The organism is Terrisporobacter muris, from assembly GCF_024621905.1.
Classification (GTDB): Bacteria; Bacillota; Clostridia; order Peptostreptococcales; family Peptostreptococcaceae; genus Terrisporobacter; species Terrisporobacter muris.
Genome location: NZ_JANKBY010000497.1, coordinates 1 through 1,874, shown reverse-complemented (window position 1 = coordinate 1,874; position 1,874 = coordinate 1). Strand labels below are relative to the sequence as shown.

1 protein-coding gene is annotated in these 1,874 nt (G+C 24.3%); it reads left to right on the top strand.

Translation table 11 applies throughout. The features are described from left to right. Positions 1–112: 112 nt before the first annotated feature. Positions 113–1,816: a sensor histidine kinase gene (locus NSA58_RS19675; protein WP_074429582.1), complete on the top strand. Its 1,704-nt coding sequence runs from the start codon at positions 113–115 to the stop codon at positions 1,814–1,816. Positions 1,817–1,874: the final 58 nt, after the last annotated feature.

Genomic DNA, 1,874 nt, shown 5'->3' with positions numbered 1-1,874 from the left:
TAGAAAATGATAAAAGATAGAGCGATTAGATATAAAGTAGTAAGTTACTTAAATTAATGACGATAATGTGAATTAAAAATATTATATTAAGGGTTATTTAAGGAGAATAAGTATGAAAAAAAGGGAATACACAATAGAGAATTTAGAAGAGTTACTTGATAATCTACCCTATGAAATATGGATGAAAGATAAAGAGGGTAAACATATATACATAAATAAATTAGGGGCTGAAAATGTAGGTTTAAGTAAAGAAGATATAATAGGTAAAACAGATCATGAAATAAGGCCGGTTTATATAGCAGATAAATGCTTGGAAACAGATGTAGATTTAATCGCTGGGAAAATTGATAGATATAGCAAGGAGGAGAAAATTACAAATTTAAATGATGTATCGTACCATGTTAATAAATTTATCCTAAATAAAGATAAAGATATAATTTTAGGAGGAATTGCAGAAGAGGTAAGTATAAAAGAAAGTATTCAAGATGTTACAGATCATATAATGTTTAATGACTTTAATCTTGGTAATTTAAAAACTAATTACATAAAATTTTTAAAGGATAAACTCAAATCATTAAATTTAGCTTTAAAGAGCACAAACATAGACATATTTTTATATGAGGAAGATAGAAAATTTAAATTTTATATGAGTGCGAATGATGATATATGTATTTTTAATGATAATACTAGATTCATTTTAGACGAAGACTTTAAGAAAGAAATTCTAGATGAAAAAAATTATTTTTGCACATCAAAATATAAAAAATTTATAGAGCTTAATAATTATAAAGATGAATTAGTATCAAGACTGTACGCTATAGAAATAGCAGGTAATACATGCGCTTTGGTTAATATTCAATATGAAAATGCAACAGTTATAAAATATAAAGATGATGTATCTATAATTGAAATATTTAAAAAAATGTCAATCCTGATATTTCAATTGGAAAATGAAAAGGATTTTTTGGTATCAGACATAGAAAATAGGAGGGTAGAAGAAGCTATAGATTTTGAACATATAAAATCAAGCTTTATAGCTAATATATCTCATGAATTTAAAACTCCAATAAACATAATATTGTCGACTGTTCAACTGTTAATTGCAATTGAAAAGGGGGACTTCAATCGTATAACTAAAGACAGATATATTGAATATTTAAATATGTTGAAGCAGAACTCGTACAGATTATTAAGGTTAGTTAATAATATAATTGACACAGCTAAAATAGAGAATAATTTTTATAAGCTAAACTTAGGGAACTATAATATTATAAAGCTTATAGAAGACATAACTATGTCAACATCAAATTATGTTTCAGAGAATAATAGAAACATAATTTTTGATACAGATGAAGAAGAAGTTATTTTAGCATGTGATCCAGACAAAATAGAAAGAGTAATTTTAAATCTATTATCAAATGCAATTAAATTTTCAGAACTAGGAAGCAATATAAATGTTGATGTAAGCACAGATTTTGATAGAAATATAGTTTATGTATCAGTAAAAAATACAGGGGAATTAATTAGTGAAGAATATGCAAATAAAATATTTGGTCAATTTATGCAAGGAGAAAATTTATTTATAAGACGTACAGAAGGTAGCGGTATTGGTTTATATTTAGCTAAGTATTTTATTAAAATGCATAATGGGGATATATGGTTAAATTTAGATAATAAAGAATGTACAGAGTTTACATTCTCTATACCTATAGAAAAAGTACATGATAAAGAAAATTTTAATGAAGATATATATATTATCAACGAAAGCAAAATAATTGAGCAATGTAATATCGAATTTTCTGATATATATAAATAAAATAGTGGAAGATTGTATATTTAAAAGTTAGTTTTTATTTATTAGTCTGTATATAAAA

Excerpts from the sequence above, each read along its gene's own strand:
- NSA58_RS19675 (WP_074429582.1), top strand. The coding sequence starts at position 113 with ATGAAAAAAAGGGAATACACAATAGAGAATTTAGAAGAGTTACTTGAT.